Origin of the sequence: Actinomadura monticuli, assembly GCF_041463655.1 — a bacterium.
Lineage (GTDB): Bacteria > Actinomycetota > Actinomycetes > Streptosporangiales > Streptosporangiaceae > Spirillospora > Spirillospora monticuli.
Map to the genome: position 1 here is coordinate 1 of NZ_JAXCEI010000040.1, position 2,506 is coordinate 2,506.

Consider the following 2,506-nt stretch of genomic DNA (forward strand, 5'->3'; position numbering starts at 1 on the left):
CGTCCACCTCGACCTACCCGCCCTCGGCCTACCCGACGACCCCCACCACCACTACACCGTCACCGACGAACTCGACGGCACCACCTACACCTGGAGCCAAGCCAACTACGTCTACCTCGACCCGCGCACACGACCCGCACACGTCCTCACGTTCCAGCGGAACGAGGGACGCGTGCGGGCCGGTGGGAGCCGGTCCGACGGGAGCATGGCCGGGGCGGACGGGACGACGGCGAGGTCGCGCCGGAGCGCGCCGCGGCCTGCCGCCCGGAACCGGCGCAGGCCGGCGGCCGGCAGCTGAGCCGTCAGGCCGGCCCGGCGCCGAGGAGGCGGTCCTCGATGGAGCGGCAGCCGGTGAACACCGAGCCGAGCCCCTCCCGGTCGATGATCTCGCGGAGCCGGGCCGGCAGCGCGGGCAGCGCCAGGCAGCCGCCCTCGGCGGCGACGCGCCAGCGGATGCCGAGCAGGATCGGCAGCGGGTCGCAGCGCACGCCGAGGCGCTCGTGCATCCGCACCATGAGGTGCCGCAGGTTGCCCTCGACCAGCGTGGTCAGCGTCTCCCCGAGCCGCGGCACCGTCACCTCGTCCAGCACGCCGGACAGGTGCACGACCGTGTGGTCGCCGTCGCCGGCCTCCGTCGTGGTGATCATCAGCTCGGACGGGGCGGGCGGCGTCGGGGTGAGCCCGGCGTCCCCCGGGTGCAGGGCGCGGATCGCGTCGAGCACGTGCGTGGTGTCGACGTCCCCGGCCGTCCCCGCCGGGACGGGCGCGGCCGTGGCCGACGCGACGTCCGGGAACACCGGGACGAGCTGCGCCAGCCCGGTGAGGTGCAGCGCCCGCCGCACGTGCGCGGAGAGGGCGGGCACCACGGCGCGCAGCGGGCAGCCGAGCAGCTGCGCCCGCGTCTCGGCGCGGGCCAGCAGCACGAGCCCCGCCGCGTCCAGCAGCACCGCGTCACCGAAGTCGACGACGACACAGGTCCGCCGCCTCCCCCGCGGCGGGCCGCCGGCGGTGCGCGGCCCGGACGCGAGGGGCCCGGCGGCGAGCGACAGCGCCTTGCTCACCCCCTCGCGGATGCCCGCGTAGTTCTGCCAGCTGATCTGGGCCGGCAGGCTCAGCACGATGAACCCTCTCCGGGTCTCGATGCTCAGGCCCGGCACGGTCGTGTCCTTCATACGTCACATCCCGATCGGGGTTCTGGCGGCCGCGCGTGCGGGCCGGGGCGGGGCGGTCAGGGTGGAGCCGGGCGGTCTGGACGCCGTCCGGCCGTCCGGATAGGGCGGCCGGCCGCCCCGCACGACGCCCGTCAGCCGGGACGCCGCGAGGCGTTCGATGGTCCGTTCCTCGGGCCGCAGCCCGAGGTGGGTGCAGCAACACCACAGGTCGTCGACGCAGCGGCGCACGTTCTCAGCCGGAATGTCGGCGAAGCGAACGCGCAGCCGCGCTACGAGCTCATCGCGCGTCGGTACGACCGATGGCGACTTCTCCCAGCGCTCCACTGTCCCTCCGATCGCATTGGACGGACGCTATTTTCCGCCCGAACCGATCAGAACCCGCCGGCAGGACGGGTTCTGAGCTTGGAAATGACCTACCCGAGGCCTGCGGCAGAAAAAGCGACGAACCTAAAAACACGGACATGACACAACCGTCGCGCGGCAAGTCTTCAGCATCCGTGACGCCAGCGCACGGGCCGTGAACGGCCGAATTTTTGCGCTACTTTTCCGGGCCGTGGCCGGCGGATACCGGCCGATGACCGTCCCGGAGGCGCGGCGCGGGCGGGTCGGCGGGCGGCGCCCGGCCGGTCCGCCTCCACCCCCGCCCGGCGGGCCGCGGCGGCGCGCCGCCGGAACCGTCGAAACCGTCGAAACCATCACGGTCAGTACTGAATCTTTTACGGATGGTTGCCTGTCGCGAACGTCGCCGGCACCGGCGGCGGGCATTGCTGATCTAGATGTCTCCAACACACCCGGGGTGACCCATGCACGGCCAGCCGAAGAACTCCGCCCGCAGCACGTACGACCAGGTCACCGAGTCGGAGACGGGCGCCGGGCCCGCCGGGGGCGCGGGCGGGGCGCCGGCGGCCCGCGCGGTTCCCGACCCCTTCGACGAGAAGACGCCGCGGACGCCCCACTGGTTCAAGACGGCGGTGTTCTACGAGGTGTCGGTGCGCGGGTTCGCCGATTCCAACAACGACGGCTACGGCGACCTGCGCGGGCTGATCTCCAAGCTGGACCATCTGCAGTGGCTGGGCATCGACTGCCTGTGGCTGCTGCCCATCTACCAGTCACCGCTGAAAGACGGCGGCTACGACATCGCGAACTACACCAGCATCCTGCCCGACTTCGGAGAACTCGGTGACTTCGTCGAGCTCATCGAGCAGGCGCACGCGCGGGGCATCCGGGTGATCGCGGATCTGGTGATGAACCACACCTCCGACCAGCACCCCTGGTTCCAGGCCTCCCGCACCGACCCCGACGGCCCCTTCGGCGACTTCTACATGTGGTCCGAC

Annotated in this window: 4 protein-coding genes; 2 read left to right on the forward strand and 2 right to left on the reverse strand. The window is 72.3% G+C overall.

Annotated features, from left to right (window positions below; genetic code table 11):
- On the forward strand, positions 1 to 298 hold a 298-nt coding region (locus tag SM611_RS37510), incomplete at its 5' end, for a hypothetical protein (protein WP_371955158.1).
- A 4-nt stretch (positions 299 to 302) separates the two neighbouring features.
- Here the strand turns inward: SM611_RS37510 and SM611_RS37515 are convergent.
- On the reverse strand, positions 303 to 1,172 hold the full coding sequence (locus tag SM611_RS37515; RefSeq protein ID WP_371955159.1) for an STAS domain-containing protein: 870 nt from the start codon (positions 1,170 to 1,172) through the stop codon (positions 303 to 305).
- Positions 1,173 to 1,175: 3 nt separating this feature from the next.
- Complete coding sequence (locus SM611_RS37520) at positions 1,176 to 1,496, reverse strand: hypothetical protein (RefSeq protein ID WP_371955160.1); 321 nt, start codon at positions 1,494 to 1,496, stop codon at positions 1,176 to 1,178.
- A gap of 479 nt (positions 1,497 to 1,975) precedes the next feature.
- Here SM611_RS37520 and SM611_RS37525 point away from each other — a divergent pair.
- On the forward strand, positions 1,976 to 2,506 hold a 531-nt coding region (locus SM611_RS37525; RefSeq protein WP_371955161.1), incomplete at its 3' end, for an alpha-amylase family glycosyl hydrolase.